At 61.3% G+C, this 26037-nt stretch carries 18 protein-coding genes, 2 pseudogenes and 1 riboswitch; of the genes and pseudogenes, 10 read left to right on the forward strand and 10 right to left on the reverse strand.

The window, feature by feature from the left end; translation table 11 throughout:
• Nucleotides 1-7: 7 nt before the first annotated feature.
• Entirely contained in the window at nt 8-4015 is a 4008-nt protein-coding gene (locus tag RI103_RS12475; protein ID WP_310812311.1) for a tetratricopeptide repeat protein, read from the reverse strand.
• A complete protein-coding gene (locus RI103_RS12480; RefSeq protein ID WP_310812312.1) occupies nt 4005-6698 on the reverse strand; it encodes a sugar ABC transporter in 2694 nt (897 codons plus the stop codon). Before RI103_RS12480 ends, RI103_RS12475 begins: the two co-directional genes overlap by 11 nt.
• Nucleotides 6699-7437: 739 nt before the next feature.
• Nucleotides 7438-7517, forward strand: a riboswitch (cyclic di-GMP riboswitch).
• Nucleotides 7518-7573: 56 nt separating this feature from the next.
• Between RI103_RS12480 and RI103_RS12485 the strand changes: the two genes are divergently transcribed.
• Nucleotides 7574-8431 (forward strand): spherulation-specific family 4 protein, encoded by an 858-nt coding sequence (locus tag RI103_RS12485; RefSeq protein ID WP_310812313.1) that lies wholly within the window; start codon nt 7574-7576, stop codon nt 8429-8431.
• 90 nt (nt 8432-8521) lie between these two features.
• Here the strand turns inward: RI103_RS12485 and RI103_RS12490 are convergent.
• A pseudogene (locus tag RI103_RS12490) lies at nt 8522-8708 on the reverse strand (aldehyde dehydrogenase family protein); the annotation flags it as partial.
• 155 nt (nt 8709-8863) lie between these two features.
• Between RI103_RS12490 and RI103_RS12495 the strand changes: the two are divergent.
• Nucleotides 8864-9025 carry a DUF1328 domain-containing protein gene (locus tag RI103_RS12495; RefSeq protein ID WP_091795242.1) on the forward strand — a complete coding sequence of 54 codons (162 nt, stop codon included), beginning with the start codon at nt 8864-8866 and terminating at the stop codon, nt 9023-9025.
• 201 nt (nt 9026-9226) lie between these two features.
• On the opposite strand, the gene RI103_RS12500 is transcribed toward RI103_RS12495, so the two are convergent.
• Nucleotides 9227-9856, reverse strand: a complete 630-nt coding sequence (locus tag RI103_RS12500; RefSeq protein WP_310812314.1) for a GNAT family N-acetyltransferase — start codon at nt 9854-9856, stop codon at nt 9227-9229.
• A 104-nt stretch (nt 9857-9960) separates the two neighbouring features.
• On the reverse strand, nt 9961-10866 hold the full coding sequence (locus tag RI103_RS12505) for a LysR substrate-binding domain-containing protein (RefSeq protein WP_310812315.1): 906 nt from the start codon (nt 10864-10866) through the stop codon (nt 9961-9963).
• A gap of 108 nt (nt 10867-10974) precedes the next feature.
• On the opposite strand from RI103_RS12505, the gene RI103_RS12510 reads away from it, so the two are divergent.
• Complete coding sequence (locus tag RI103_RS12510; protein WP_310812316.1) at nt 10975-11865, forward strand: EamA family transporter; 891 nt, start codon at nt 10975-10977, stop codon at nt 11863-11865.
• 47 nt (nt 11866-11912) lie between these two features.
• Here the strand turns inward: RI103_RS12510 and rfbC are convergent, their stop codons facing one another.
• Both rfbC and RI103_RS12520 read right to left on the reverse strand, forming a co-directional pair.
• The gene (rfbC, locus tag RI103_RS12515) at nt 11913-12464 is read right to left on the reverse strand and encodes a dTDP-4-dehydrorhamnose 3,5-epimerase (RefSeq protein ID WP_310812317.1); all 552 of its coding nucleotides are present in this window, start codon (nt 12462-12464) and stop codon (nt 11913-11915) included.
• 108 nt (nt 12465-12572) lie between these two features.
• Nucleotides 12573-13568 (reverse strand): helix-turn-helix domain-containing protein, encoded by a 996-nt coding sequence (locus RI103_RS12520; protein WP_310812318.1) that lies wholly within the window; start codon nt 13566-13568, stop codon nt 12573-12575.
• Between the two features lie 758 nt (nt 13569-14326).
• Here RI103_RS12520 and RI103_RS12525 point away from each other — a divergent pair.
• The 4 genes from RI103_RS12525 (at nt 14327) to RI103_RS12540 (ending at nt 17229) form a co-directional block, all read left to right on the forward strand.
• On the forward strand, nt 14327-14701 hold the full coding sequence (locus RI103_RS12525; protein WP_310812319.1) for a hypothetical protein: 375 nt from the start codon (nt 14327-14329) through the stop codon (nt 14699-14701).
• Nucleotides 14702-15030: 329 nt separating this feature from the next.
• Complete coding sequence (locus tag RI103_RS12530; RefSeq protein ID WP_310812320.1) at nt 15031-15954, forward strand: LysR family transcriptional regulator; 924 nt, start codon at nt 15031-15033, stop codon at nt 15952-15954.
• A 16-nt stretch (nt 15955-15970) separates the two neighbouring features.
• A complete protein-coding gene (locus RI103_RS12535) occupies nt 15971-16645 on the forward strand; it encodes a response regulator transcription factor (protein ID WP_310812321.1) in 675 nt (224 codons plus the stop codon).
• Between the two features lie 308 nt (nt 16646-16953).
• The gene (locus RI103_RS12540; protein WP_310812322.1) at nt 16954-17229 is read left to right on the forward strand and encodes a DUF4148 domain-containing protein; all 276 of its coding nucleotides are present in this window, start codon (nt 16954-16956) and stop codon (nt 17227-17229) included.
• Between the two features lie 299 nt (nt 17230-17528).
• Here RI103_RS12540 and RI103_RS12545 read toward each other — a convergent pair.
• Nucleotides 17529-17969, reverse strand: a pseudogene (locus RI103_RS12545) (porin); the annotation flags it as partial.
• Between the two features lie 367 nt (nt 17970-18336).
• On the opposite strand from RI103_RS12545, the gene RI103_RS12550 reads away from it, so the two are divergent.
• The 3 genes from RI103_RS12550 (at nt 18337) to RI103_RS12560 (ending at nt 23719) form a co-directional block, all read left to right on the forward strand.
• A protein-coding gene (locus tag RI103_RS12550; protein ID WP_310812323.1) for an IS3 family transposase occupies nt 18337-19472 on the forward strand; the annotation gives its coding sequence in 2 pieces (ribosomal slippage) (nt 18337-18595 and nt 18595-19472; 1137 coding nt in all).
• A 165-nt stretch (nt 19473-19637) separates the two neighbouring features.
• Nucleotides 19638-21812 carry a S8 family serine peptidase gene (locus RI103_RS12555; protein WP_310812324.1) on the forward strand — a complete coding sequence of 725 codons (2175 nt, stop codon included), beginning with the start codon at nt 19638-19640 and terminating at the stop codon, nt 21810-21812.
• A gap of 86 nt (nt 21813-21898) precedes the next feature.
• The gene (locus tag RI103_RS12560) at nt 21899-23719 is read left to right on the forward strand and encodes a tetratricopeptide repeat protein (protein WP_310812325.1); all 1821 of its coding nucleotides are present in this window, start codon (nt 21899-21901) and stop codon (nt 23717-23719) included.
• A 171-nt stretch (nt 23720-23890) separates the two neighbouring features.
• On the opposite strand, the gene RI103_RS12565 is transcribed toward RI103_RS12560, so the two are convergent.
• A complete protein-coding gene (locus tag RI103_RS12565; RefSeq protein ID WP_310812326.1) occupies nt 23891-24598 on the reverse strand; it encodes a response regulator transcription factor in 708 nt (235 codons plus the stop codon).
• 35 nt (nt 24599-24633) lie between these two features.
• Complete coding sequence (locus tag RI103_RS12570) at nt 24634-26031, reverse strand: HAMP domain-containing sensor histidine kinase (RefSeq protein WP_310812327.1); 1398 nt, start codon at nt 26029-26031, stop codon at nt 24634-24636.
• Nucleotides 26032-26037 lie beyond the last annotated feature (6 nt).

Here is a 26037-nt window from a genome sequence, read left to right on the forward strand (position 1 = left end):
ATCCGGTTCAGTAAAACCAGCTGTAGCGAGCGCCGATCTGGGTCACCGGTGTGCCGAGATGCGAGACGCGCTGATGCGAGAAAAAGAGCGCCGCGTGATCGCCGCCGAATACGGTGCCGGCGAGGCCCAGGCTGAGTCCCGGACCCCAACCCTGGAATGAGTCGTGCAACAGGCCGACGTCGAGGAACGGCCGCCAGGCACGCGTATACTGGTCGATCAGATCGTTGCCGAAACCGACGAACAGCCCGTATTGCGAGTACGTCTGCGGGATGAAGGTCGATGCGTTGACCGGACCGGCAGCCACCGGAATCAGCCGAGAAATCAAACCGTCGGCGGCGCCGCTCGCGCTGTAGTCGCCATGCGCGCCGACCAGCCGCAACGTGTAGTCGGGATAGTTCGTGCGGATCCGATAGCCGATTTCGCCGGTCGACAGCACACCGCTGCCCAGGTAGTTGCGCGCCTGGCTATAGAAACGATCGGCTTCGACCGTGCCCGTGGCATACAGTTGCTGCGTCACGCGGTACGTGATCGTGCCGATCACGTTGTCCTTCATGCCGCCGACCTGCAATGCCTGCGATTCACGCGCCGTCTGATTGCGGCCCGCCTTGACGGCCACCGACAACGGCGAGTTCCTGCCCCACTCGGCGCCCACCGACACGCTGTAAAAACTGTCGAGCGCTTCGCGGCGGCCGGCGGTCACCACGAAGGCGGTGTCGTACGTTTGACGCCGCGCGTAAACCTCCACCGAACGATCCACCGACGGCACATTGGTCAGTTGCGACTCATCCGTCGAATGCTGGAAGCGTTGAACACCGTTCACGCCGACCATGTAAAAATCGGCGACCTTGATGCTGCCCGCCAACGTCTGTTCGACGTAATCGAGCGGATGCTCGACGTAGCTGGTCACGCTCGCGTCGAGCGATTGCGGCCATGTCAGCGCGGTCTGCTCCAGCCGGCCATGCAATTCCGAATCGTAGGGCGCGCCTTCGAGGCCCTGAAACGCGAGCTTTTCAGCCGTGCCCGGACGATCCACCGCGATCGACGCGTCGATCCGGTTGTAAAGTGGCAAACGCGCGCCTTGCTGGTCCAGCAGACGCTCCATCGCGGGCTTGTCGTTTTCGGCGAGCGCGATCGCGATCAACTGCTCCGCGGGCTGCGCCAGCACGTTGGCGTACTGGCGAGCCAGCCAGCGCTTCGCCAGCGGATCCGCTTCATGCGACATCGCCCAGGCGAGCGCCACATCGCGTGCCACCGAGGACGTCAGTTGCGCCTGATCCGGCGACGCAGCAGCGTGTGCTTTTGCGGGTTGCGCGGGCGGCAGGCCGGCTACGTCGCCCAGCAACGTGCGGCGCGCATCGTTGTTATCGTTGCGGCCGGCGTCGCTGGCCAGCAGATCGATCAGGAAAGCCTTCGACACGTCCGCGTTGTCGAAGATCGATGCGAGCGTGACGCGGCGGCCGAGCATTTGCTCACGCACTTCACTGCCTTGCGAGGCGCGCGTGCGCAGCACGATCCGACCTTGCTCCGTGTTGGCGCGAATCGCGGCCTCTTCCTGCTGCATCTGACGCCAGACGTTGCGGCGGATCGACCAGGCGAGATCGCTGCGCCCCGCCATGTCCTGCGCTTCGGCGTACGTGAGTTGCCACAGCGGATCGCGCGACATCGACGCCGACTGCAGACGCAGATACGCGAGCGCGGCTTGCGGCCGGTTCAGACGCATCAGCGCGGCGGCCAGCGGCCCCCACAAAGCAGGCGCCTGCGCGGGTGCATCGCGCCATTCGGCGACCGCCTTGCGCAGTTGCGCTTCGCTGCCGTAGTCCACCAGCGTCCAGAGCAGCGCGGCGCGCAAGTCGAGCGTCGCGCCTGGCAGCGAGACCGCGTGCTGAAGATCGTGCAGCGCGTCGAGCGGGCGGTCGGTCTGGCGATAGTATTCGGCGCGCACGCGCAGAAACGCGGGGTCGCCCTCACCGGCCCTCAGTTGTTCGGGCGTCACGCTGTTCAGCAACGCGTCGACGCGATCGTATTGTTCGGCATCGGTGTAGTAGTGAATCGCGCTCTGCAGTGCGCGCTGCGAGTGATCGCGGCGGAACTGCAACTCGGAGGTGCGAGCCGCATCGACCGGATACGCGTCGTAGAAGTACGTCATCGCGCTCAGGTCCTCGGGTGTGGCCTGGCCGCTTGCCAGCAGATGCCTGTAGGCGTCGTTCGCGATATCGTCACGCTGCAACAGACGCGCGAGTTGCGCGGCATTGCGCCAGAACAGCACATCGTCGTCCCTGGCGCCCCGGCGTGCGGCGAGCAGCGTGTCGAGCGCGCCCTTGTAGTCACCGTGACGATACAGGAGGCTCGCCGTGCGCAGTGCGTATTGCGTGTTCGACGGATAGAGCTGATTCAGCTTGCGGTAGTAAGCCAGCGCTTCGTCGTCGTGACCGGAGCGCTCAGCGAGCTGACCCAGACGCGAGTCGATCGCTTCAGCCGGCGAATTGCGTTGACGGCCGCGCAGGAAAGCCAGCGCGTCGTCCGGACGGCCGAGACGCTCGTAGGCCGCGACCACCGAATCGATCAGCTTGAGATCACCGGGCGCCGCATTCGATGCCTGGATCAATGCCGCCAGATAGGCGTTGTCGTCGTTGAGCATCGGCGCGAGGCGCTTGACGTTTTTCCAGCCTTCCGGATCGTGCGTGGCCTGCGCGTAGGCGAGCCACATCTGCAAGGCGAGCGGCGACGCGTGGTTCCATTCGGCCACCTGAGCGAGGCGCCTGGTCCAGAGCGGCGAGCCGGGATTCTTGCCGACCTGTTCGGTGGCCACGCGCTGTGCGTTGGGCAAATCGCCCGATTCGAGGAACGACTGGTACAGGAGGCTGGGGACGTCGGTCGATGCGGACGCGGAGTTCGACGCGGTGGCCGGCGCAGCAGCCGAAGCCGCTGCCGTTGCAGGGCTCGAAGTGGCCGCGGCGGGCACAGCGGCCGCGCTTTTCGCGGGCGCAGCAGTGGGCGCCGCGACGCGCACGAGATGCACGGCGCGCGAGCCGTGCGTGCGAGTGCGCATGGCGAGACCGGACCCGGCTTGCGGGCCGTCCATATAAGCGTACTGCCTTTGCGAACCGTCTTCGCGCGCGCGTTCGCGGATAAAGTCGACGAGGCGCAGCGCGCCGTCTTCATCAGGCTGAACCTGCGCATAGCCGGCCAGCGCCTTCGCGTAACGGTCGACGAGGTCCGCACGGTGTGCCGCGCGCGCCAGGTTCAGCAGCACGACGAGCGTCTCGTGATCGTGGGCAAATGCGGCGCCGTGTTCGTTGGCGGCAGCGAGCGCTTCGTCGAGCAGATTGCCCGATTGCAAGGCGCGAATGCCTTCGATAAAACACTGACGCTTCGCATCGAACGTCGCCGCGCTCGCTTGCAGGCCGAACCAGCCATTCGCCGCGCCGCGATAATCGCCGCCATACATGGCGAAACGCACCACTTCGCGATTCCAGCGCGTTTGCTGCGCCGGGTCCTGCGCGGCAAGACGCGCATAGAGCTGGCCGGCGAGCTGTTGCGCGTTCACCGATGCAGCCGCCTCGGCCAGCATCTGCAGATCGGCATTCGACCACGTCAGCGCCGCCGCATTCGTGAGTTGCGTACGCAAATGGGCGAGCGCGGCATCGCGGCCCGGGTCGTTCGCGGGCATCGCGAACGTCTCGCGCGTGTCGACCGTCAGACGCAGCAACTGCGCCGCGCGGCGCATCTGATCGCCCGGAATCGCCTCCATGCGTGTGGCGATACGGCGCGCGTCCTCGTTGCGTCCGAGACGCACATACTGCGTGCCGAGCACCGAGAGGATCTCCGTGTTGTCGGGCTGCACACGCAGCCATGCTTCCAGATAGGCAATGCTGAGATCGCTCGGCGCGTCGGTTGACGTCATCCGGCTGCGCAGACCGCCGCGCGGATGCACGAGATACAGCGTGATCAACACGACGCCCGCGAGCAACAGGACGAGCCACGTTGGCGCGATTCGTGGGCGACTATCGGCCACAGGCGACCTCGACTGACCGGTAGTTCAGTTTCTGTCCGACGTCAGCCGGCGTATCGAAACGCAGGAACTCGCCATCGCGACGCGTGGCGACAGCCTGTGTGTCGACGCTGACCTTGCATTGCTGCGCGTTGGCCAGCCTGACGAACGGCTGGTAGTGCCCGGCGAATTCGAAACGCATGCCTTGCGCCGTGCGCCGGAAGTTGCGCACGAAACCGTTGGCTTCGCCGATATACGGCGCTCTTTCCGCGCTCGCGGTCGCGGTCGTTGCGTTGGCGATCGCAAAGCGGGCACTGCCGCCGTCGATATGGATATAGGTGCCATCAGAGCCCGTTGCAAAACCGGTCACGCCGGAAGCGTTATCGAGCGACGGCCTGGCCGCTTGCGGCCAGTGCAACTCGCGCACCTCGCCGTTGCCGCGCACGATCCAGTCGTTCGCCTGCGGGCCCACCTCTTTCGCCACGGCGAACGTGTGCCAGTCGAGCACCTTGCGGATGTACTCGCTCACATACACCGGCATCACCGGCTGCTTGAGCACCGTCGAGAAGATCTGGTCGAGCGCGCGCAGCGAGGCCACCTTGGTGCCGCTATACATGTGGTAGTAAATGTCGATCGGCTTGAAGCGCAGCGGCCGATCGGTCATCGCGAAGGTTTCGAGCACGCGCTGGAAACCATAGAACGGACCTTGCCAATCGTTCGTGTAGACGTTCTCGTCCTGATTCGGCGCATACACCTGATACGCGCCCGGCCCCTTGTCCACGCCGATCGGTGCGATGTTGGTCCAGCTATCGGCCGATTTCGTGATGACCGTGTCGCCGCCGTTGAAGTTGTAGACGCCGGCCTCGTACACCTTGCGCACGACGAAACCCGGCGGCCGGCAGTCGCCGGACCATTGCAGCAGCACGGTCTTCTTTCCCGGCGGCGCAAGACGCGTGTTGATGTAGTCGATCGAACCCGTGATCTCACGGTCGATATTGAAGCGGTAACCCGGAATGTTCAGCGAGAACGCCGCGTCGCCGCCGCCGCGGTCCACCTGGGCGCCGGTCTTGCTGTCCACCTGCTCCCATTGAAACGGATGCGAATACGTGTGCGTGCCGATTTCGACGTGCTGCAGCGCGAACATCTTGCGTGCGATCTCTTCGAGGCGCGGCGAGATATCCGGATGCAGGCCCTTCGGACCGACCTCGCCTTCGATCACCGAGAGCGTCATCGGCACCTGATAGCGAGTGAAAATCTGCTGATACAGCGCTTCGCCGGAATAGTCGGGGCCGGGGAATTCGGCGCGCGAGGCAAAACCGTCGCCGTCCACGTGCGACATGAACAGCCGCCGCCCGTTTTCGGTCGTGACGCTCGGCGACGGCATGTCCTGCAAATGCAGTGCCGCCTTCATGAACGCCATCGGCTGAATCGCCCAGCGCTCCTGCTCGATGCTGTCGAGCGACGTCACGGTATACGGACTGAGCGCGTAGCCGCCCCACGGCGTGAGCGCGACCTGATCGAGCAGCACGCCGTTGGCCGAGACGCGCAGCAGCGACTGGCTGCGCGAACCCACGCGCACGCCTTGCAGATCGCGCGGCTCGGGCTTCGGGCTGATCTCGAAGCCGACCATCGGATCGCTCCTGACCACCGTGACCGGCCCCGCCAGCGTGCCGCTCACGGCTTGCAGATCGAGCGCCGCGCCGGCGGAGCCGGCGGCGTCGAAGCCGAACTGACCGAGGAACGCAACCGGAACATGATCCGCCATGCGGGCCGCGACCCAACGTTGCCACGCTTGCGGATCGGGCACCGCGCCGCGCTGGATCCAGGCGACGACGCCCGCATAGCGATCCGGCGTAACGGCGTCCGGCAGACGCGACGAAAAATCGGCGTACTCGACGTCGTAGCCCATATAGTTGAGCGGCGTGGCCAGATCGCGCACACCGGCGCTCAGGTCGAGCGGATCGCTGGTGTCGCGGTCCTGCACGACGAGAATCTTGCGCGGCAGCACTTCGATCTTGCCGATGCCGACGACATCGCGCGCCTTGTTCGTCACATACGGCAGCATGCCGGCCGACACGACGCGCGCGGCCGTGTCACGGGCGCACTGCCGGTCGGTGCGCGCGCAATACTCCACGGACACGACCGGCACGCCGCTTTGCCGCGTGAACGCACGCGCCTCTACGATGCGTTGCGCGCGCAACGATTCGGTAACGTCGAGAAGCTGGCCGCTGTCGTCCAGACCGCGAACCAGCGAGTCGCCCACCACCGCGTACAGCGACTTCGCAACCGGCAGCGCGTTGCGCATGACATCGGCGCCGCCCGCCACGAGGCGCGCGTCCGGGTGAGTCTCATGAATGCGGCCCGCAGCGGCCACGGCCGCCGGCGTGTCGAGCAGGAAGCCACGATAGCCGCGCTGCCACAGCGGCTCAATCTGACTGGCGAGAAACGCGTCGGCGGAACCGGCGGACTCGGCACCGTTGGTACGCGCGATCCAGGTGGTATGAGCCAGCGGATGAGCCGCCGGATCGAATCCCGTGGCGGGATCGACCACGACGGCATCGAATGCCTGCAATTCGCCAACAGGCGGATTGGCCGCATAGAAGAAAGCGAGGTTGGGTTGAGACGCGGCAGCGGACTGCAACGGCGCAACTTCCGCCGGCGTCACTGCATGAGTCGCGAGCGGTGCAATACCGGCCGCCCCAAGCATTACCGCAATCAAGGTACGCGTAAGAAATCGTTGGCCCGCACGTTCGACAGCCCCGCAAGAGTCCCCGCCGGCGCACGCCCGGGCCCGCTTCTTCATCGCCAAAATCTTTTCCCCGTTCAGTCTGAACGCGAGCGGCGTTCTCCTTCGGGGAGAATGTTTCCGCTAGCGGATTTTCGAGCCGGCCCGTCGGCATTATTTACATCGCGCAAATCCGACGTTGCGCCGGATGCGAAACCGACTTTTTGTTTGATTACTGGTAAGGCGGTGGAAGATATCACATGACATGTGGCGTCTCAAGCTCGCTTATGTCAGCGCGTGCATCCCAATAGTTAAATAGAGGTAAATGGATCCGCTTGAATTCAAAGGCAAACGATTGCGCCCACCGGCGCAGCCGATACCAATGCCGTCATTGATTAAAATCGCTTCGTCAAGCGGGTCGGCAATGTGTTGGAAAATCGCCGCGGTATGTCAAATCCATCTCTCCGGCACTTGATGTTCTGATCGGCAAATCCTCGCGAAGGAATGCACTGTCTCGTGTCTTTCCCGATTCTTTCAAATATTTTCAAGCTGTACCTAACACGCGTATTCGATAAGCTCGCCCGCTCGGCGTCAGCACTGAATGCAGCAATAAACACCGGGACGCAAAACAGAAATCGATTTTTCGGGTACTCTCGAGCGCGTTCGATTCAATGATGAAAAATAAATTGGCCCCCTAAAGAAATCTAAAGGGATGCCGTTAGTGCAGTTTGGGCAAACCCGGAGCGATCCGGCGACGCAAAACTACAGGGACTCCCTCGCGGGAGTTTGCCAGTTGCCCGCCGTGTCCACGGCGGGCCAATCGACAGCGGTTTCGAAAAACCGCGTCAGGAGGCTACATGCAAAAAAGTCGGGGAATGGGGGCGGTTGCGTTGGTTGCTTGGGAGTCGGCGGACGGAAGTCGCCTCGCGAGGCGAACCGGCAGAGGTCTGAAACGGGCCGGACTCATCGCAGGTCTGCTGCTGGCATGCCTCAGCGGCACGGCCTTGGCGGCCAGCACGGCGACCAGTCTCGTCGTACCCTCCTACTTCAACGCCACGGGCAGCGTCGCGAACTGGAACAGCCTTGTGACCACGGCGCGCAAAGTGCCGACCACCGCCATTCTGAATCCGAACAGCGGACCGGGCGTCAAGGAAGATCCGAACTATGCCGCCGCCGTCACGAAGCTTCGCGCCGCGGGCGGCAAGGTACTGGGCTACGTCTCCACCTCGTACGGCAAGCGCCCGCTCTCCGCGGTCGTGACCGACATCAACACCTACCTGGCGCTCTACAAGGTGGATGGCTTCTTCATCGACGAGATGACGTCCGACAGCCAGATGTCGCACATCCAGTTCTATCAGTCGATCTACAACTACATCAAAGGACTGAATGCCACCTACTCGGTGACGGCCAATCCTGGCACCAACATTCCTGAGCTCTACGCGAGCCTGCCGACGGCCGACCAGTTCGTCGTGTTCGAAAGCACTGCGAAGAATTACGCAAAATATCAACCGATGAGCTGGCAAGCCACCTATCCGAAGAGCCGCTTCGTGCACATGGTGTACGGCGCGACCGCCGCGCAGTTGCCAGGAGTCGTACAATACGCGAAGACGCATGGCGCGGGCGGCGTGTATGTCACGTCGCTGTCCGGGGGTAATCCGTATAAGGCGCTGCCGGCCTACTGGAATGACGAGGTAACCGACGCCGCCGCGCCTTGACGAGCTGACTTATATCGACATACATCATGCCTGCCGCGGCCGACGATGGCGGTCGCGGCGAATCGATTCCGACGTCCTGAATCACGCCGCCTTCAACGCGACGACGAAGCGTTCGAAGGTCGACCGCTCGACACACACGCTCTCGCTGCACGGACACCCCTGCCCGGCATTCGTGACGCTCGGCTTCAGAGCCCCGCCACCGCCGCATCGTAGTTCGCGTCTGCGATATGACTGCCGCATTCTTGCCGTCACGTTCGAGCGAAATTTGCTGCACGCCAGCGCGCCGACCAGGGCGCTCCTGCACATGCGCGGGATCTGGGCACACCTATTGCTCTATTCCGCTCGCCGGCAAGTAACCCGTCAAAGCACGCAGTGCCCACAACGAGCCGCCGTTTTCAATCTCAATCCAGCAATCCATCGGTGGGAGGCCCCATGCTTCGATACGCTGCAATCTTCTTCATCATCGCAATCATCGCCGCGGTGTTCGGCTTCGGCGGCATAGCCGCAGGCGCGACGGAAATCGCCAAGATCCTGTTCTTCATCTTTGTGGTGATCTTCCTCGTCACCTTGCTGATGGGCGTGATGCGACGCTGATGAACGCTTCGACCGCTTAGTAGGAAAATACCTGCCCCGGCGCCGCAGTCAGCATTCCGTTGCAATACTTGCCGTACCGTATTGCAATTGTTGCTGCCCACGCCGGGGCGTTTGCTTCCAGCTATCCGCTGCATCCATCCGTTCCGTTGAACTCATTGCACTGCAGCAGCGCTTCCTTTTTTTGTCGTCGCTTCGTCGTGTTTACGCGGCGCGCGCAATCGGCGCACGCACACTCAATCGATGCGACCAGTTCGCGAGCGTGCGCGTCGCCACCGGCGGCTTGCTCAAGATCGCGCTGTCGTACCGCTTGCCCTCGAAGCGCACGAAATCGACGATACGAAACCCCTGCCCACGATAAAACGCGATCAGATGCGCAGCCGGTTGCGGCGTATCGAGCGCAAGCTCCGCATAACCTCGCGTCGCGGCCCAATGGTCGGCGAATGCGATCAGCAACGTACCGATACCGCGCGCCTGCCATACCGGCTCGACCGCGAACTGCCGCAAGCTGGCGATATCGTCGCGACGGTATAACTCGCAGGCCGAGTCACGATCTGTCGCATAGAGCGTCATCGTGCCGACGATGCGTCCATCGCACACCGCCACGTAGCAATCGCCGCGCGTTGCGCGCAGGCGGGTGGTCTCGACGGTCTGATCCACGCAGGTGCAATTGAGGCCCATCGCGCCGAGCGGCGTGAATGCCCGATGCAACAACGCCGTCAACGCAACGAACGAATCGCGCGCCGGATCGAAGCGGCGCAATTCGACACGGCCCACACCGTGACACACATAGTCGATACGAACGGATTGCTGCGTCGTTGCACGTCGCTTCACGTTGAGCACCTCGCGGTATCAAGATGCCCAAAGTGTAGATTTCGCGTGGGCGCGTCTCAAGAAAAAATGTCGTAAAAACTCACATGGGAGCCGTCGCCGGCGCATCACCCCAAAGCCGGCGCAAGCTGCGGTTCGCCTTCACGCAGACCGAGATGCAGCTCCTCGCAAAGGAACGTCTGCAAGGTTTGCACAGCCGCCGCCTGGGCACCGGAAACCTCGCGCATGAAGAGTCCGAAGTCCGCGGTGGGCGCGTCGGGCAAACCATCGCCTTGACCTAGCACGCGCATCGACTCCGAACGGATGTTGCCGTCGAGCAGCACCGATACACCGAGCCCCGCTTCAACCGCGGACTGCACGGCCGGCAGACTGGTGCTGGTGCACACGATGCGCCACGCGATCCCCGCGCGCCGCAACGCCGCCAGCACCTGCTGCTGCCACAGACACGCACTGCCGAATGCCACCACCGGCAAAGCCGCCTGCGCGTCGCGGCTGAAGCCACGTGCGCCGACCCAGAAAAGCGGCTGCGTCCATGTGAGAAGCGGCGCGGCGTCGACCAGCGCGGGATCGGCGACCAGCACGTCGAGGCTGCCGTCCGCGAGCCGGTTCGACAGCGCCACGCTGCTGTCGACGACGATCTCCAGCGCCACTTGCGGATAGGCGATCGAAAAGCGCCGCAACGCCCGCGGCAAACGGCCGACCGCAATGTCCTCCAGCATACCGAGCCGCACCGTGCCGGACACCTGCCCCGCGCTCAACGCGCGGCGCGCATCGGCGCCGGCTCCGAGTATCGTGTGGGCATACGGCAGCAGCAGATGACCCGCTTCGGTGAGTTGCACGCCGCGCGGCGAACGATCGAGCAGACGCTGCCCGAGTTCTTCTTCGAGCCGGCGCAACTGCATGCTCACCGCGGCCTGGGTACGCGCGAGGCGCGTCGCCGCCACGCCCACCGCGCCCGTCTCCGCCACGGTGACGAAGGCACGCAACAGGCTGCTGTCGAGGTCCCGGCTCATAACGATTCCTGAAGTCAGCATAAGAAATATCAACTTATCTTAATACCGTCGACACCGATAAGATAGCGATGACAGGATTCCGATCCAGCGCCAACCCAACCGACGACCATGCAGGACACCACTCTCCCATCCGCGCTGAATTCCGCGCAAACCACCGTGAAACCCGCCCGCACCGCAGCTGGGGCGGCGTTGCTGTGCGTGCTGTCGATGTCGTGCGTGCAATTCGGCGCCGCACTTTCCGCGCCGACGATGGCCACCTACGGTTCGCTCAGCACCACCTGGCTGCGTCTATGCTGGGCGGCCGTGGTGCTCGCCTTGCTGGTGCGTCCGCGCTTTCTGAGCTACTCGCGCGCGCATTGGACCGCTGCTGGCGTGCTCGGCGCGGCGATGGCCGGCATGACGCTATGTTTTTTCGCGGCGCTCCAGCGCATTCCGTTGGGACTCGCCGTGGCGATCGACTTTCTCGGTCCGCTTGCCGTGGCGACCTTCGCGGTGCGCCGCGCGCGAGCATTGCTCTGGCCCGCACTGGCGATTGCCGGCGTGATCCTGCTCTCGCGCGATCGCGCCGGCTGGATCGGCGAACCGCTCGGCGTGCTGCTTGCCTGCGCCGCGGCGCTCGGATGGGGCAGCTATATCGTGTTGATGAAGAAGGCCGGCACCCTGTTCGCCGGACTCGAGGGACTGTCGGTATCGCTGATCGCGGCGGCGCTCGTGGCCACGCCGTTCGGATTGGCGCAAAGCGGTCTGCACGTCGCAACGGGCCAGCTCGCGGCGACGGCGGGCCTCGCGCTGCTGGTCCCGCTGCTGCCATATGCGCTGGAAATGGTGGCGTTGCGGCACATGCCGGCCGCCTCGTTCGGTATCCTGATGAGTGTTGAACCGGCGATCGGCGCGTTGGCCGGTTTCGTCGTACTGCATCAGCCGATGGGGGTTCTACAGATCGTGGGCACGCTGCTGGTGGTGACCGCGAGCGTCGGCGCCGTGGTGGCGACGCGCTGAAAGCCGCGGCACAGCACGGCACGGCACAGCAAGCCACTGTGCTTAGCTCAGGCGATGTTTTCCGCTTCGTAAAGACGCCGGCCCGCGGCATCCTTCGCGCCGAGGGTCGGTTCGAAATCGATCGGCCACTCGATGCCGATGTCGGGATCGCGCCAGAGAATGCAGCGCTCCAGCTCGGGAAACCAGTATTCCGTGGTCTTCCACAAACACTCGGCGAAGTTGGACAGCACCACGAAACCGTGGGCGAAACCCGGCGGCGCCCAGATCTGCCGGTAATTGGCCGCGCTCAGATACGCCCCGCACCACTTGCCGAAATTCGGCGAATTGAGCCGCACGTCGACGGCGACCGTGAACACCTCGCCCACCACGACCCGCATGAGCCGGCCCTGCGGGCGTTGCACCTGATAATGCAAACCGCGCAACACGCCATGCACCGCGCGCGAATGCCGGTCCTGCACAAACTGGAAAGCTTGCGAGACGTCGTCGATAAACTCGTCCGCGCTAAAGCTTTCGAAGCAGAAGCCGAATTCGTCGCAAAACACCTCGGGCTCGATGAGTTTCACCTCCGGCAATGCCGTCGCGATCACCTTGTTGCCCATTGCCGCTGTGCTCGTAAGAAACCTGACCCGCGCAAACGCGGCCGCCACGACGGACGCGTCCAAATCTCGTAAGGCGAACCGCTGTCGGCACGGACGCCTGCATGAATATCACGCCTCTGTCGCCACGCGGCTACGCGCGCGATATTCGGTGGGAGACAACGCCATGCGCTTGCGAAAAATCTTCGCGAGGCGATCGCCGTTGCCCGTACCGCTGCGGCGCGCGATCTTGTCGACCGGCAATTCCGTCTCGGTCAGGAAGTTGCAGGCAATGCGCAGTCGGACCTGCAGCAGATAGTCCGAGGGCGTGACCTGCATTTCGTGCTTGAAACGTCGCAGGAAATTGCGCTCGCTCATCGCCGCGACCTGTGCGGCGTCGGCCACCGAAACCGGGCGGTCGCAATTGGCCTCCATCCAGCGTGCCGCCGCACGGATCTTCTCGGCCACACTGAGCGTGCCGCCTTCCGCCGGCAAGGGCACCCAACTTGCAGCCATGCCGGGCATCACACGGTCGGCGACGCTGCGAGCAAGCTCGGCGCCCAGATCGCGTTTGATGAACATGAGCGCGCTGCGGGCACAGTCGTTACGATCGTTGGACGCGTTGAGCGCGGACTCGCCCGCGACGCTGGCGAGATAGCGGTTCACCTGCGGTCCTTCGCTATCCGTCGGGCCGGCCGCTTCCAGCACGAGCCGCCCTTCACCGATCGTTTCGATCGCGCGCGTGCGCGATTGCACCGAACGCAACCAGCTGAGTACCCGCTCGTCGCGGGCGGCCACGTGCGCGCCGTAGCCGCCCGCGATGAACAGCACGTCGAAACCGCTGGCAAAGCGCGTGTCGATACGGTCAGTCCAGATGCGCGCGGAAGAAGAACTCGCGACGCTGCCGCCGTCCATGGAAAGGAATTGCACTTCGTAAGGCTGTTCTTCACCGGTGTGCGAACCCGAGAGTTCGTTGGCGGTCTGGAACATCTCCACCACCGTGCCCGGGCCGAGCAGCCAGAAGCCGTCGAACAGCAGCACGCCGATTCGCCGCGTTGCACTACGCACGTTCAGCGTCGGCGTATGTAACCAGGTGATCCTCGCAGTATCAAGGTGCATGTGCGGCATGATATTTCCCCAAACTGTCGTACATTGTGGACCCCGATCGCCGTTAGCAGCCAATATGAGTGGAATGATTTATTGCCGACACAACGAGGCGCGGCCACTTAACGGATTTAGCGTGATGTTAGCGGAATGGCTGGCTATAGTAAATTTGAAAAACAAATTACTATCGAAAAATAGAATGTATGAAGAAAACCGTTATCTCGCGGCTCATATGAGAACAGCGGATTGCTCCGCCGCGACAGCAAACCCATGCAGGCGCGATTTCGATGTCTGGCCGCAAAGCGGCTCGCAGCCTCGTTGTTCAGGCGTCGGCAGGCGTCGCGCGAGCATGCCGGAAGACGCCCGTTTTGTGACCCGCGCTGGGCCAGGCGGCATCCAAAAGTGTTTCAAACCTGAACTCCAAACCTCGCGGATAATGACCGTTCAATAGCCGTTTTATTCGCAAATTGGGAATTTATTTGCTGCTCCATGCAGCCGAACCGGCGTTCAATGAATTGATTGCGATTTAAGAGTTTGAAACGCGCTTCTCTAACGTCTGAAAATGTTTCTATATTGAAACACTGGCGGATTTATACGTATGACCAAATCTCGTGTGCGGCGCACAATTGCGATAAACGTCAGAAGATTGAATGTCGGCCGCGCTGAAGTACGCAAGCGCGTTCCTTAAACAAAGTTTCATCCATGGATCGTGCTCTTTAAGGATACGCCGGGTACGGCAGCGACATAATTTGCGCATCGTGTTAGCCGCAAGGAGCCATGACATGTCGCGCCCCATGAGCATCGAAAGAGTCAACGAATATGGTCAGCACGCGGTTCGCATCGCCGTCGAGGACAGCGCCGTGCTGCTCGAGGTGGCCGATCTGGACGCCGTGATCGAACACCTCAGCGTGCTGCGCGCCGGCATGCGCCCCGAAGTGCCCAAGCAGCCTTCACGCACCCATCAGTATGTGATCGAGATCGACCCGTGCTGGCATGCGGAGAAGCATCCGCTGCACGACGGCGCTGTACTGTTCCTGCGCCATTCCGGTCTCGGCTGGGCCGGTTTCGCGCTGCCGACTGAAAGCCTCGCCAAACTGCACCACGCGCTTACGCAGCAACTGGAAGCCTCGCTGGAAGTGCACGGCATGCTCAACTGAAGCACCCGGCACGCGGAGCGTGTTGCGTTTCACGCAGGACTGGATTTCAGATCACGCGCGCAACGCGTTGCGCAACCCACCTATACTTTAGTCGCCGCGTAGCTGCGGCTACTTTCATTCAAGTCTCTTTCACAAGCGCGGCTTTGTCCGCGCTCTTTTTTTGTCCATGGCCTGGTGTAGCCGATGGTGTTCTCTGGAGCCGGCAAGCAGTCCGCGCGGCCAGTTCATGAACATTGCACAAAATTAAAAAAGACTTAATGTACCTAGCGGCGTGGATTTATCCGCCATCGCCCATGATGCACCCATCGCCCCCTCTCTACTGTTCCAACATGAACCAGCTACAAGCGATGCGTGTCTTCACACGAGTAGTCGATCTCGCCAGCTTCAATCTCGCGGCGAGACAGTTAGGCATGTCGGCAGCCGCAGTCACGCGCAGCGTCGGCACGCTCGAAGCGCATCTGAACATGCGTCTCCTGAACCGCACCACGCGCAGTCTCTCGCTGACCGACGTGGGCCGCGAATATCTCGACGGTTGCCGCGCGATCATCGAGAAGCTCGACGAGATGGAATCGAATCTGCTCGAAACCACGCGTGACCCGCAGGGCACGTTACGGATCGCCACGCCCATGACCTTCGCCACCGCGGGTCTGGGTGCGCTGCTCGCCGCTTACCGCACGCTGCATCCGCGCGTGGGCTTCGACGTCACGACATTCGACACGCACATCGACCTCGTGGAAGGCGGCTTCGACGTGTGCTTCTCCGACGACCGGCGCCTCGCCAATTCCACCCTGGTGAGCCGCACGCTCACCAGCGTCGACGAACTCACCGTCGCGTCGCCCACCTATCTCGCGCGCAACGGCACGCCGCGCGATCCCGCCGCCTTGAACCGGCATGGTCTGCTGACCGTGTCCGACGGTTCGTCGCGAGCCTGGGAATTCGCGGACGCCGACGGCCTCTACCGCGTCAACACCGGCAGCGCGCTCACCGCGACCAGCAGCGCGATGGTGCGCGTGGCCGCGCTCAATCATATGGGCATTGCCTTGCTGCCCATGCCGATCGTCGCCGACGATCTCGCGCGCGGCACGTTGATACCCGTGCTCGAACAGTTCGAGATCAACGGCGGCCCGCGCCAGGTGTCGATTCTCTACTCCGGCCGCAAATACCTGTCGATGCGCGTGCGCAGCTTCATCGACTTCGCCGTCAGCCAGTATCGCGCGCCGGACCGCCCGGTTGCATTGCGCGCGGTCGCCTGAAGCGGGCTCGCGTATCATGCCCAGAATATTGACGATCGAAGACGACGAACTGATCGCCCACGACATCGTTCGCACGCTCAGCGCGAGCGGCTTTTCCGTCGATGTGGCGCGTACCGGCCGAGAAGGCATGGCGAAAGTCATGGCGGGCGAATACGACGTCGTCACGCTCGACCGGATGCTGCCCGATCTCGACGGCCTGACGATCGTCGCGACCATGCGCGGCGTCGGCATGGAAACCCCCGTGCTCGTGATGAGCGCGATGTCCGATGTCGATCAGCGCATTCAAGGCCTGCGTGCCGGCGGCGACGACTATCTGACCAAGCCCTTTTCGCCAGAGGAAATGTCCGCGCGCATCGAGGTGCTATTGCGGCGACGTCCACGTCACGCGAAACCAGAAACGATGCTACGCAACGGCGCACTCGAACTGGATCTGGTGCGTCGCAAAGTCACGCATCGCCATCGCGAACTCGATCTGCAACCCACGGAATTCCGCGTGCTCGAATTCATGATGCGCCATACCGGCCAGGTGCTCACGCGCACGATGATTTTCGAAGCCGTGTGGGGATGCCGCTTCGACCCCGGTACGAATCTGATCGACGTGCACGTGGGACGTTTGCGCAAGAAAGTCGAGATGCCCGGCGAGCGTCCGTTGATTCGCACGATTCGCGGCTCGGGCTATCTGTTCGGCTGAGTCAGCCGCATTCGCATTTCCGAAGAGCAGACTTTGGCGCTGCATGCAGCGCCAAAGTGAAGCCACAACTGCCATGTATCGAAGCGACCTTGCCGCCGGGGCTCAAGCTCGTCAAGCTGGCCGTCAACCGGTCTTCGTGAAAGGCATCGTCAGCGGCGCTCGCCGACGCCTGAGCGGATAAATATCTTTTCATGCACACACCACCGATCCGCTAAAGCCAGTTGACTATCCTTCTGCTCAACCGGTCCACGAATGCATTGAGGTTCGCACATCGGTTCCATCCAATCTGATTTGTGGGGATTACGAACATGAGATCTCTGACGCTCGCCATCGCTTTCATCGGCGTTACCGCAACGGCTTCCGCCTTCGCTCAATCAAGCACGGCGCCCACTCAGCAGACCACCGCGCCGTCGATGCAAGTCGCCGCGAATAGCACGGCTCCCGTCAATGCCGCTGGTTCGTGGGTTGCGCCGTATGGGCAGGCCACCGTCGAGAAGACGCGTGCCCAGGTCTATCAGGAACTGGTGCAGGCTGAGAAGAACGGCCAACTCGCGACTCTGGATTCGACGCTTTACTGGCACTGAGTTACCGACGGCCAGATGAATTATCTCCATCTGCATCTGCACCGGATCTATTAATCGCACCGCCCTCTTGTTCACCAGAGATATCAATGACTCTTCGCTCCGCGATCAAACGTTCGGCTCGTTTCGCCGCCGCCGCTGTTGCAGCCGGCCTGCTGTTATCCGGCTGCGCGACGACACCTTCGAGCACTGCCGACAATTGCGTCGGCCCAGTCAGTTACTGCAACATCTACATCGGTTCCTGAAAAAGAAGAGCGCGCTACCCTTGCGGATAGCGCGCTCTTTTACTGACCGCTTCGACTTTAGAACGAGTGCCGCACGCCGACCCGGCCGACCACCTGCTTGCCGTTGGACGACGGATCGAAACCCGCGACTTGCGCGACCGCCCCACCGCTTGCTTTCTGCAATGCAGCGACTGCATACACAGCAATACGTTTCGACAGTTCGTATTCCGCGCTCAGATTGAGTTGCTGATATTTCGGCTCCTGATTGGTCGCGTGATCCCGGCCATCGGTGTAGGTGTAGCCTGCTGCGAGATTGAGCTGACTGGTCGCGGCGAAAGTGCCGGCGATTTCGTAGTTCTGGAATTTGACATCCTGTCCCGCGTCACCCTGCTGGAAATCGACGTTAGTGAAGTTGCCCCTGACCTTGAACTTGCCGAGTTGATACGACGCGCCGGCGGCAAAGATGCCCTGACTGCGGGCATTGGCGAGATAGTTGCCGTACACCGCATTGGTGTAGCCCGCGCTCCGGATCATTGATCCGGAGCGCGTGAACCGGAATCGAGAAGCGAGAGGGAACGAGGAGAAAAATCAACGCACGCGCCCACCACCATGGACGCAGCAAAGCAATTGTTTTCTAGAAATACCGCCACGGCGCGCGCAGCGCCGCCGGAAGAATGACGGCCTTGTCACTCACGCGGAATGTGCGAGAACACGGAGTCCAGATGTTCCACTACCGCGACTGTGCGAGGAGCCCGCTTATGAGCTGGCGGTGTGAAGCCGCTTTCTTTGCCTACTTTCTTTGCGGCGGCAAAGAAAGTAGGTGTGTAGTGGTCCAATGGCTCTGGACACCTCTAAAGGGGATAATTCTCCAACTGAGGTGAGAGACATGGGCAGACGGAACCTGACTGACGAATTCAAGGCAGAGGCAGTGCAACTGGTGGTTGGGCAGGGTTATTCGATCACCAGGGCTTGCGAGGCGCTGGGCGTGGGCGACTCGGCTTTGCGGCGCTGGGTGGCGCAGTGGCGTGCGCAGCAGGCTGAGCCGCCACGCAGCGACATGCAGATCCAGCGCGACCAGCGACGCATCCGTGAGCTGGAAGCGCGCGTGATGGAGCTTGAGCGGGAGCGCGAGATACTAAAAAAGTCTACGGCCTTCTTCGTCAAGGAAATGGATCGCTCCTCGAAGTGATCCGTTCGCTGAAGAAGGCCTGGCCGGTGAGTCTGATGTGCCGTTTGCTGAAAGTGCCGCGAAGCAGCTATTACGCCTTTGCTGCGCGGCCACGCAAACCAGTCGCATCGCCTCCACTGCTGAAGGCCGTGCGTCAGATTCACAGCGAAAGCCGCAGCAGTTACGGCAGTCGCCGGATGGCGCAGGCACTGCAGCAGCAGGGTTACGCGATCGGACGCTACCGGGCGCGTTCGCTGATGCGCGAGGCGCAACTGGCTGTGGCCAGGCGGCGAACGCACCGGTACCGCAAGGCCGGGGGTGAAGCCCTGATTGCACCTAACCTGCTTGAGCGGCAATTCGAGCCGGGCGCGATCAACCGGGTATGGGCGGGCGATATCACGTATGTGAGAACGCGTCAGGGGTGGTCCTATCTGGCCATCGTGATGGATCTGCACTCGCGCCGCATCGTAGGCTGGGCGTTCGCCTTGCAGGCGGATACGGAACTGGTCATCCAGGCGCTACAGCAGGCCCGGCAGAAGCGGCGCCCGGCAGCGGGGCTGATGTTCCACTCCGATCAGGGCTGCCAGTACACGAGCGAGCGCTTTGTGAGCGATCTGAAGGCGAACGGGATCGTCCAGAGCATGAGCAGAAAGGGCAATTGCTGGGACAACGCGGTGGTCGAGCGCTTCTTCAGAAGCCTGAAAAGTGAATGGATTGGCGAACAGGAATACGGCAGCCACGAAGTCGCCCGCCGCGACATCGCGGGCTACATCGCAGACTTCTACAACTACCGGCGCATTCATTCGGCGGCAAACAATTTGCCTCCAGTGCGATACGAAACTTCGATTTATTGAAAAACCTCTTTGTGGGTGTCCAAAGAGGCTTGACCACTACAGTCGGTTCGCTTTTCCTGACGTCGAGGGTAAATCCCCTTTCACACAAAGCAGCGGCGTCTGCTGCTTGCCCCGCTCCCAATCTATTACGCTGCTATTGCAAATGCTTACGCGCGGATGCCGTTTGTGAAAAAGACTTATCACAACAGGATCAGGGATAAAGCAAATATGAAAAAGACAGCCCGAAGGCAAAAGCCGGAATACTCACGCAAGGCAAACAACGGCGGTCGTTTTCTATCGTGGAAAAAAGAGGCGCACCGCGGACTCGCGGCAGCCGCCTCAGTATCGTTACTGTTCACGCTCGCAGCGTGCGGCGGAAGCGGCAGTAGTGATGCGTCGCCCGCCGCTACCTCTCATGAATCTTCGACACCGACACTCGAATCGACAGCAGCGCTTGCAGCAAAATCAACGACTGTTCCGCTTGCTCTGTCGTTAAAGATGGGCGGAAGCAGCCTGCCTTCGGACACTACGGTTGACCGATTCATCGTTAAATACAAATCGACTACGGCGGAACGCACGTCAACGACGGCGGTGCAGTCCAGACTTGACCGCCTCGCCGGAGTTTTCCCATCTAAAGCGCGTCATTTGCGTCGCATGGGAGTCGGGTCGGATGTAATAACGACAGAGCGTAAACTGAACGCCGACGATGCCAGGAAGTTCATGCGCGCCATTGCGTCGGACCCGGACGTTGAATATGTAGAGCCGGATGTCCCTATATCCGTAAACTCTACTCCCAACGACCCGTTTTACAATCTGCAATGGGGAGTCTTATCAAACCTTGACCCTGGCCAGTCCAATGTGGGGATTCGCGCGGCCAAGGCGTGGGACAACGCGACAGGTGCGGGAATCACAATCGGACTTGTGGACAATGGCGTAGCAAGCCATAGCGACCTGAACGCCAATATCATCCCGCAAGGCTTCGACTTCACCTACCTCGGCCCCCCGGGTGGCTCAAATCCTGGCGTAGCAGGAGGATGTGGCTACGTCACGTATCACGGCACTCACGTTGCTGGCATCATGGCCGCCGTGACGAACAACGGCATCGGCATTTCAGGAATCGCCCCATCGGCAAAAGTTGTTTCCGCGCGGGTGCTCAACGGATGCGGAACGGGTGTGCTTTCCTCCGCTTCGGATGCGGTGATGTGGGCATCTGGCGGATCGGTTCCGGGCATTCCCGACAATACTCGCCCCGTAAGTGTTATCAACTTGAGTATCTCGGCTCCAGGCCAATGTTCAAAATCGATCCAGGCCTCAGTTGATTATGCAACCAGTCACGGCGTGGTCGTGATTGCTGCCGCAGGGAACGATAACAAGGATGCATCGAATAGCCAGCCTGCCAATTGTCACGGTGTTATTGCTGTCGGCAATACTCAGGAAAACGGTGCGAGAGCCAATGATTCCAACTATGGGGCTACTGTTGATATTGCCGCGCCAGGAACAAATATTTATTCAACCTATAACGATGGTACCCGGGGGCTTGGCGCTGAAAGTTACGCTTACTTATCCGGCACTTCGATGGCCACGCCGATGGTTAGCGGCGTCGTTGCGCTGGTGAAGTCAGTGGCGCCGATGTCGTTAAGCTCCGCGGAAATGCGCACGCTAATCACTCAGAACGCGCAACCATTTCCTAAACAGCCGGACCAACCGCTAGGATCGGGCATTATTGATGCGGCGGCGGCAGTCGCTGCGGCGAAAGCCGGTAAGATTCCGGCAGCGGCAGATTTCAGTTGTTCGCAGGGTGAGGCTGGGATGACGGTGACATGCACAGACCTCTCCACGGCGAGAGGCGCCACCTCGATCAGGTCTTGGGCCTGGAACTTCGGCGCGAGTAATCAAGCTGATTTGGTCACCAAGCAATCAACGAACCCGAACTACAACTATGAATATCCTGGCACCTACAACATCACATTAACTACGACTGACAGCACGGGCGCAATTAGCTGGCTTACGCGCCCTTTTTTGGTCGCCCCCCCGGTAGCAACTGCTATCAGCCCTGAGACCCACGTAATGGTCCCAGCCCAAGCCAACGTAAGGAAGTATTTTTCGCTCGATGTTCCGGTTGGCACGACATTCCTGAGGGTAGCAATGGCAACCCTGAGTAGCCTTGCAACTGGAACGATGTATGTCACGGCTGGTTCACCCACTACGGTAGGCGCGGCTTGCGTCCGGTCTTATTCTGCCTCAACGGGCGGCAGCGCCAGTTGCATCATGCCGAACCCGACAGCGGGCACTTACTACATTATTCTGAGTCCTAACGCGAACCTTAATGGCGCTGACCTTTTTGCCACCTTTAATCCATAAATTTACGATGTAGTGAAGACTCCTGCGTCGCCATTGCGGCGCGCAGGAGCTCAGCCTCCGCAAAAGCTACGCCAGTTATTCCTGAAATGTCCAACCCCACCGCCCGCAATTTCTGCATAACAGACCTGAACGCCCTGATTGCCCGCGCAGATGCCGATTATTCCGCGCAACGCATGACAGATGCGGCTCATGGATATCGTCAGGTACTGGCAATCAGTCCGCGCGATGTTCATTCGCTGCATCGTATGGGGCTGGTCAGCGTGAACCTTAACGAGACCACAGAGGCAAGCGCTTTTCTCGAGTTGGCACTTCAGGCAGCCCCTGCCCGTGCGGACCTATGGGAACATGCGGGCCTGGTTGCCACAATGAGAGGCGAATATGTCCGGGCCGAGGCGTTTTACCGTCATGCACTTGGACTCGCCGGCAGAACCGCGACGCTGCACCGTAACCTTGGCGACTGCCTGCGTCTATCGGGGCGGCTCTCTGATGCGAAAGCACAGTACAAACAGGCCATTTCGATAGAACCGGACTTGCATCATGCGATTCGTGCCGTCGCGCGCATAAGCACAGAACTCGGGGAAGACGATGAAGCTGCCGACTACTGGCTACGCGCGTGGGGACTCGATCCGTCCTCCCTGCAAGACGGGCTTGATCTGATCACCGCACTAGAAAAAGTTAGACGGACCACACTGGTTGGCGAAGCGGTTGCCCAGATCAGAAACCGGGAGGCGGCCAGTGTCGAGTCATTGCAAGAACTTTGTCTCACGCTGTATAAGATGGACCGTTTCGCCGAGATGCTGAGTGTCTCCCGCCAGGGGCTCGACATTGATCCGCGACGCGTTAGGTTGCACCACTACGCGGCACATGCACTCAGTGTGCGCGGCAGAGTTGCAGAGGCTATCGTTCACAGCAGGAAAGCCGTGCGACTCACGCCGGACGATCCAGTCATGCAGTGCCAGCTCGCATGCCTCGAACTGAGTTTAGGTGACTTTAAGAATGGCTGGGCGCGACGTAATACTATTTACGCCACGCCATTGGCGCGTAGCACGTTGGTTTTCCCGGGCTTTCCGCTCTGGAACGGTGAACCGGTTGCCGGCCGCCAATTCCTGCTCGTTGGCGAGCAGGGGCGCGGGGACGAAATCCAGTTTATCCGGTTCGCTGAATGGCTATACCAGCAAGGCGCAACTGTCGATGTGATGGTCAGCCAGCCCATTGCCAGAATTGCGACCAGCATGAAGGGTGTACGGTCAGTTTTTACCGAGATCCCGTCCGGCCCCTATGACTACTGGAGCCACATGCTAAGGATGCCGGAGTATATGAATCTCGATCTGACAGTGCTGCCCATCGCTATGCCATACCTCGCGGCACCTCCGCGCGAGGTTGACCGATGGCGTGTCAAGATTGACGCGGCCTCGCCGTTAGTGGCAGTAAAGAAAACGCCGAGAATTGGAGTCGTGTGGTCCGGCGGTCCCTATACCGCTCTAGATCGGTTTCGGTCTATTTGCATCGAGGCGCTAATCCCTCTTTTCTCGCATCCGGGGACCACATGGTTTTCGGTCCAGAAAGGCGAGCATGAGCGCGACAGCGAAGCCTTGGAGGAGAGGTTCGATTTTCATACGCTCGGACCAGTCATCGGAGATTTCGCAGATACGCTCGCTATTCTTGAGACGCTCGATTTGCTTATTACTGTTGACACGGCCGCCGCGCATCTTGCCGGCGCGGCGAATCTTCCTGTCTGGGTACTACTGCCCGCGTATTCAGAGTTGCGCTGGTTGACCGATAGAACAGACAGCCCCTGGTACCCGTCGATGCGGCTATTCCGGCAGCGCGAGCTTGGGGAGTGGGACCCGGTTATCGAAGAAGTGCGCGACGCTCTCAGGGATTGGTGTGGTACTCGGACGCCATAGTGTCAGGGTAACCCGTGTCATCCGGGGACCGCGGCTCCGCTTTGGCAACTTGCTCGGGGGAAGTAATGACAGTCAACCAGGCTGCGTGTTGCTGTCGGGCTTCGGGGGAACCATCGACATGTCAACTGAAATAGCGGACTACTGTGAACCAAAAAAAACGCAAACAAAAAACTACGCATCAACCGAAACCTGATACCCAAACCGACTAACCGTCTCAATCCGAACCTCAGGAAAATCACCCAACAGCTTCTTCCTCAGCCGGGAAACAACCAGATTGACACTAGAAGGATCGACATCCTCCTTCTCCGGCCAGGCATATCGAATGAGCTGATCCCGTGCCACAGGCGCATTAACCTGCCTGATCAGGCACTCGAGCAAAAGAAACTCTCTACGAGTAACGCCAACCCTGCGCCCACCAAAAACAAGCTCCCGTGTAGCAGCATCCAGCGAAGGCCCATCGACAGCATTCAAAACTGAAGAAAGCGAGGACGAAACACCAGCCCCCGCGCGCCCCACTCCAATACGCTGCAAAGCCTGCATCCGTTCATGCATTTCGATAAACGAAAAAGGCTGGCAAAAGCAAGCGTCCGCGCCGGCGCGCAGAACTTTGGTGCGATCCCGCGCAGTAGCCGCCCCCAACACAGCCACAATCGCAGCCCCCTTCCCAGCCGCGGCAAACTCCGCAATAAACTCAAGTAACGCAGAATAAAGCCCAACCTCCAGCACCATCAAAACAATTGCATCAAACGGTTCCTGAGCCGCGAGAAAGACCCCATCCCGCAGATCCTGAGCCGGCTGCAAACTATGTGCGCTCTCCTGAAGCGCCTTGAAAAGCCAAGCCGCTTCCGGATGAGATGGACCCACGAAGAGGATGCGCATTCACTCCCCTGCAAGGACAAGAAAAAAGGCCAGGCTCATGCGAGCGTCCTCGACCAGCATTCGATGGATATCCTGGCACCAGGCTGCGCATTGCCGATCTTCATCGTGAAGTCATGCACCCGCATCACCGCGGAGACAATGCTCAGCCCCAATCCGGATCCGGCCAGATGACGTGTGCTCTCCCCACGATAAAACCGCTGCAGAACCGCATCGCGCTCATCCGCGGAAATACCCGGTCCGTTATCGACGACATCCACCTGCGGCCCGGAGGTCGTCTGACGCAACTCCATGCGCGCCACGCCACCTTCAGGGGTGAACTTGATAGCGTTATCCACCAGATTGCTCAATGCTTCAAACAGCAAGGCGCGATCGCCATAGATCGCATCCACCGGCTGTGCATGGACGGAAAACTGGACCGAACGGCTCTCGGCGAGCGGCTCGTAAAGTTCGCCGACCTCTTCGATCAGCGTCTCCAGTTGCACTTCACCAAAGCCGCCGCGCCGCTGTAACGTGCCGATCTCCGAGATGCGCAGCATGGCGCGAAACCGGTCGAGCAAGGCGTCCGTTTCGGTGCGCGCGCGATCCACCAGTTTCGCGAGCTCGCCATCGTCGAGCGTTTCGGTGCGCTCCGCCGCGTGTGCAAGCAAGGTCCGCACATGCGCGAGCGGCGTACGCAGATCATGAGCAATGCCGTCGCACGCGCCCTTCACTTCGTTCATCAGACGCTCGACTTCGGCGAGCATATGGTTCACGAGATGCGCGAGCATGTCCACTTCGTCGCGGCCGCCGATCGGCAGACGCTGCGCGAGATCACCCTGCGCGATACGCTGCGTGACGTGCCGGATCGCTTTCAGACGGCGCATCTGCCGCACGCTCATCGCAAGGCCGCCGGCCACGCCGGCGAGCAGACACAGCACGCCGCCACCTACCAGCGCATTGATGATGGTCTCGCGAATCCGCAAGATGTGCGTGAGGTCACGCGCGATCACGAGCGTCGAGCCGTCCTTGCGCCGCTCGGACATGGCGCGCACCACCGGCGCCTGATCGTTGTGTCCCAAAGCAAGTGTCAGATCGAGCGTCCTGCCGGTGCGGTTGGTGGGCAGCGCAGCCGGATACGCGAGCACGTCGCCGGCCAGCAGCCCGCCCTCAGCGGAGAACAGGCCGTAGTAATCGGTGTGCATGCGTTCATGTTCGATGCGCCGATGAATCGCTTCCACGAGACCCGAATCGGGCAGCGAATCGAAGTAGATCAGTTGCCAGTCCATCACCACGTCGGTCTCGCGCTCCATATCGCCGGTCACGGCCCAGCCGATGAAGCCCAGCAGCAGCATCACGGATAACGAAAAGATGACCGCGTAGACGGAAAGCAGGCGAAAGGTGGTGGAATGCCAGCGCCGCCCGAGCGCAGATTGAGCGGGGGGGGTTGTGTCCATCAAAAT

Origin of the sequence: Paraburkholderia sp. FT54 (genome assembly GCF_031585635.1) — a bacterium.
GTDB lineage: Bacteria > Pseudomonadota > Gammaproteobacteria > Burkholderiales > Burkholderiaceae > Paraburkholderia.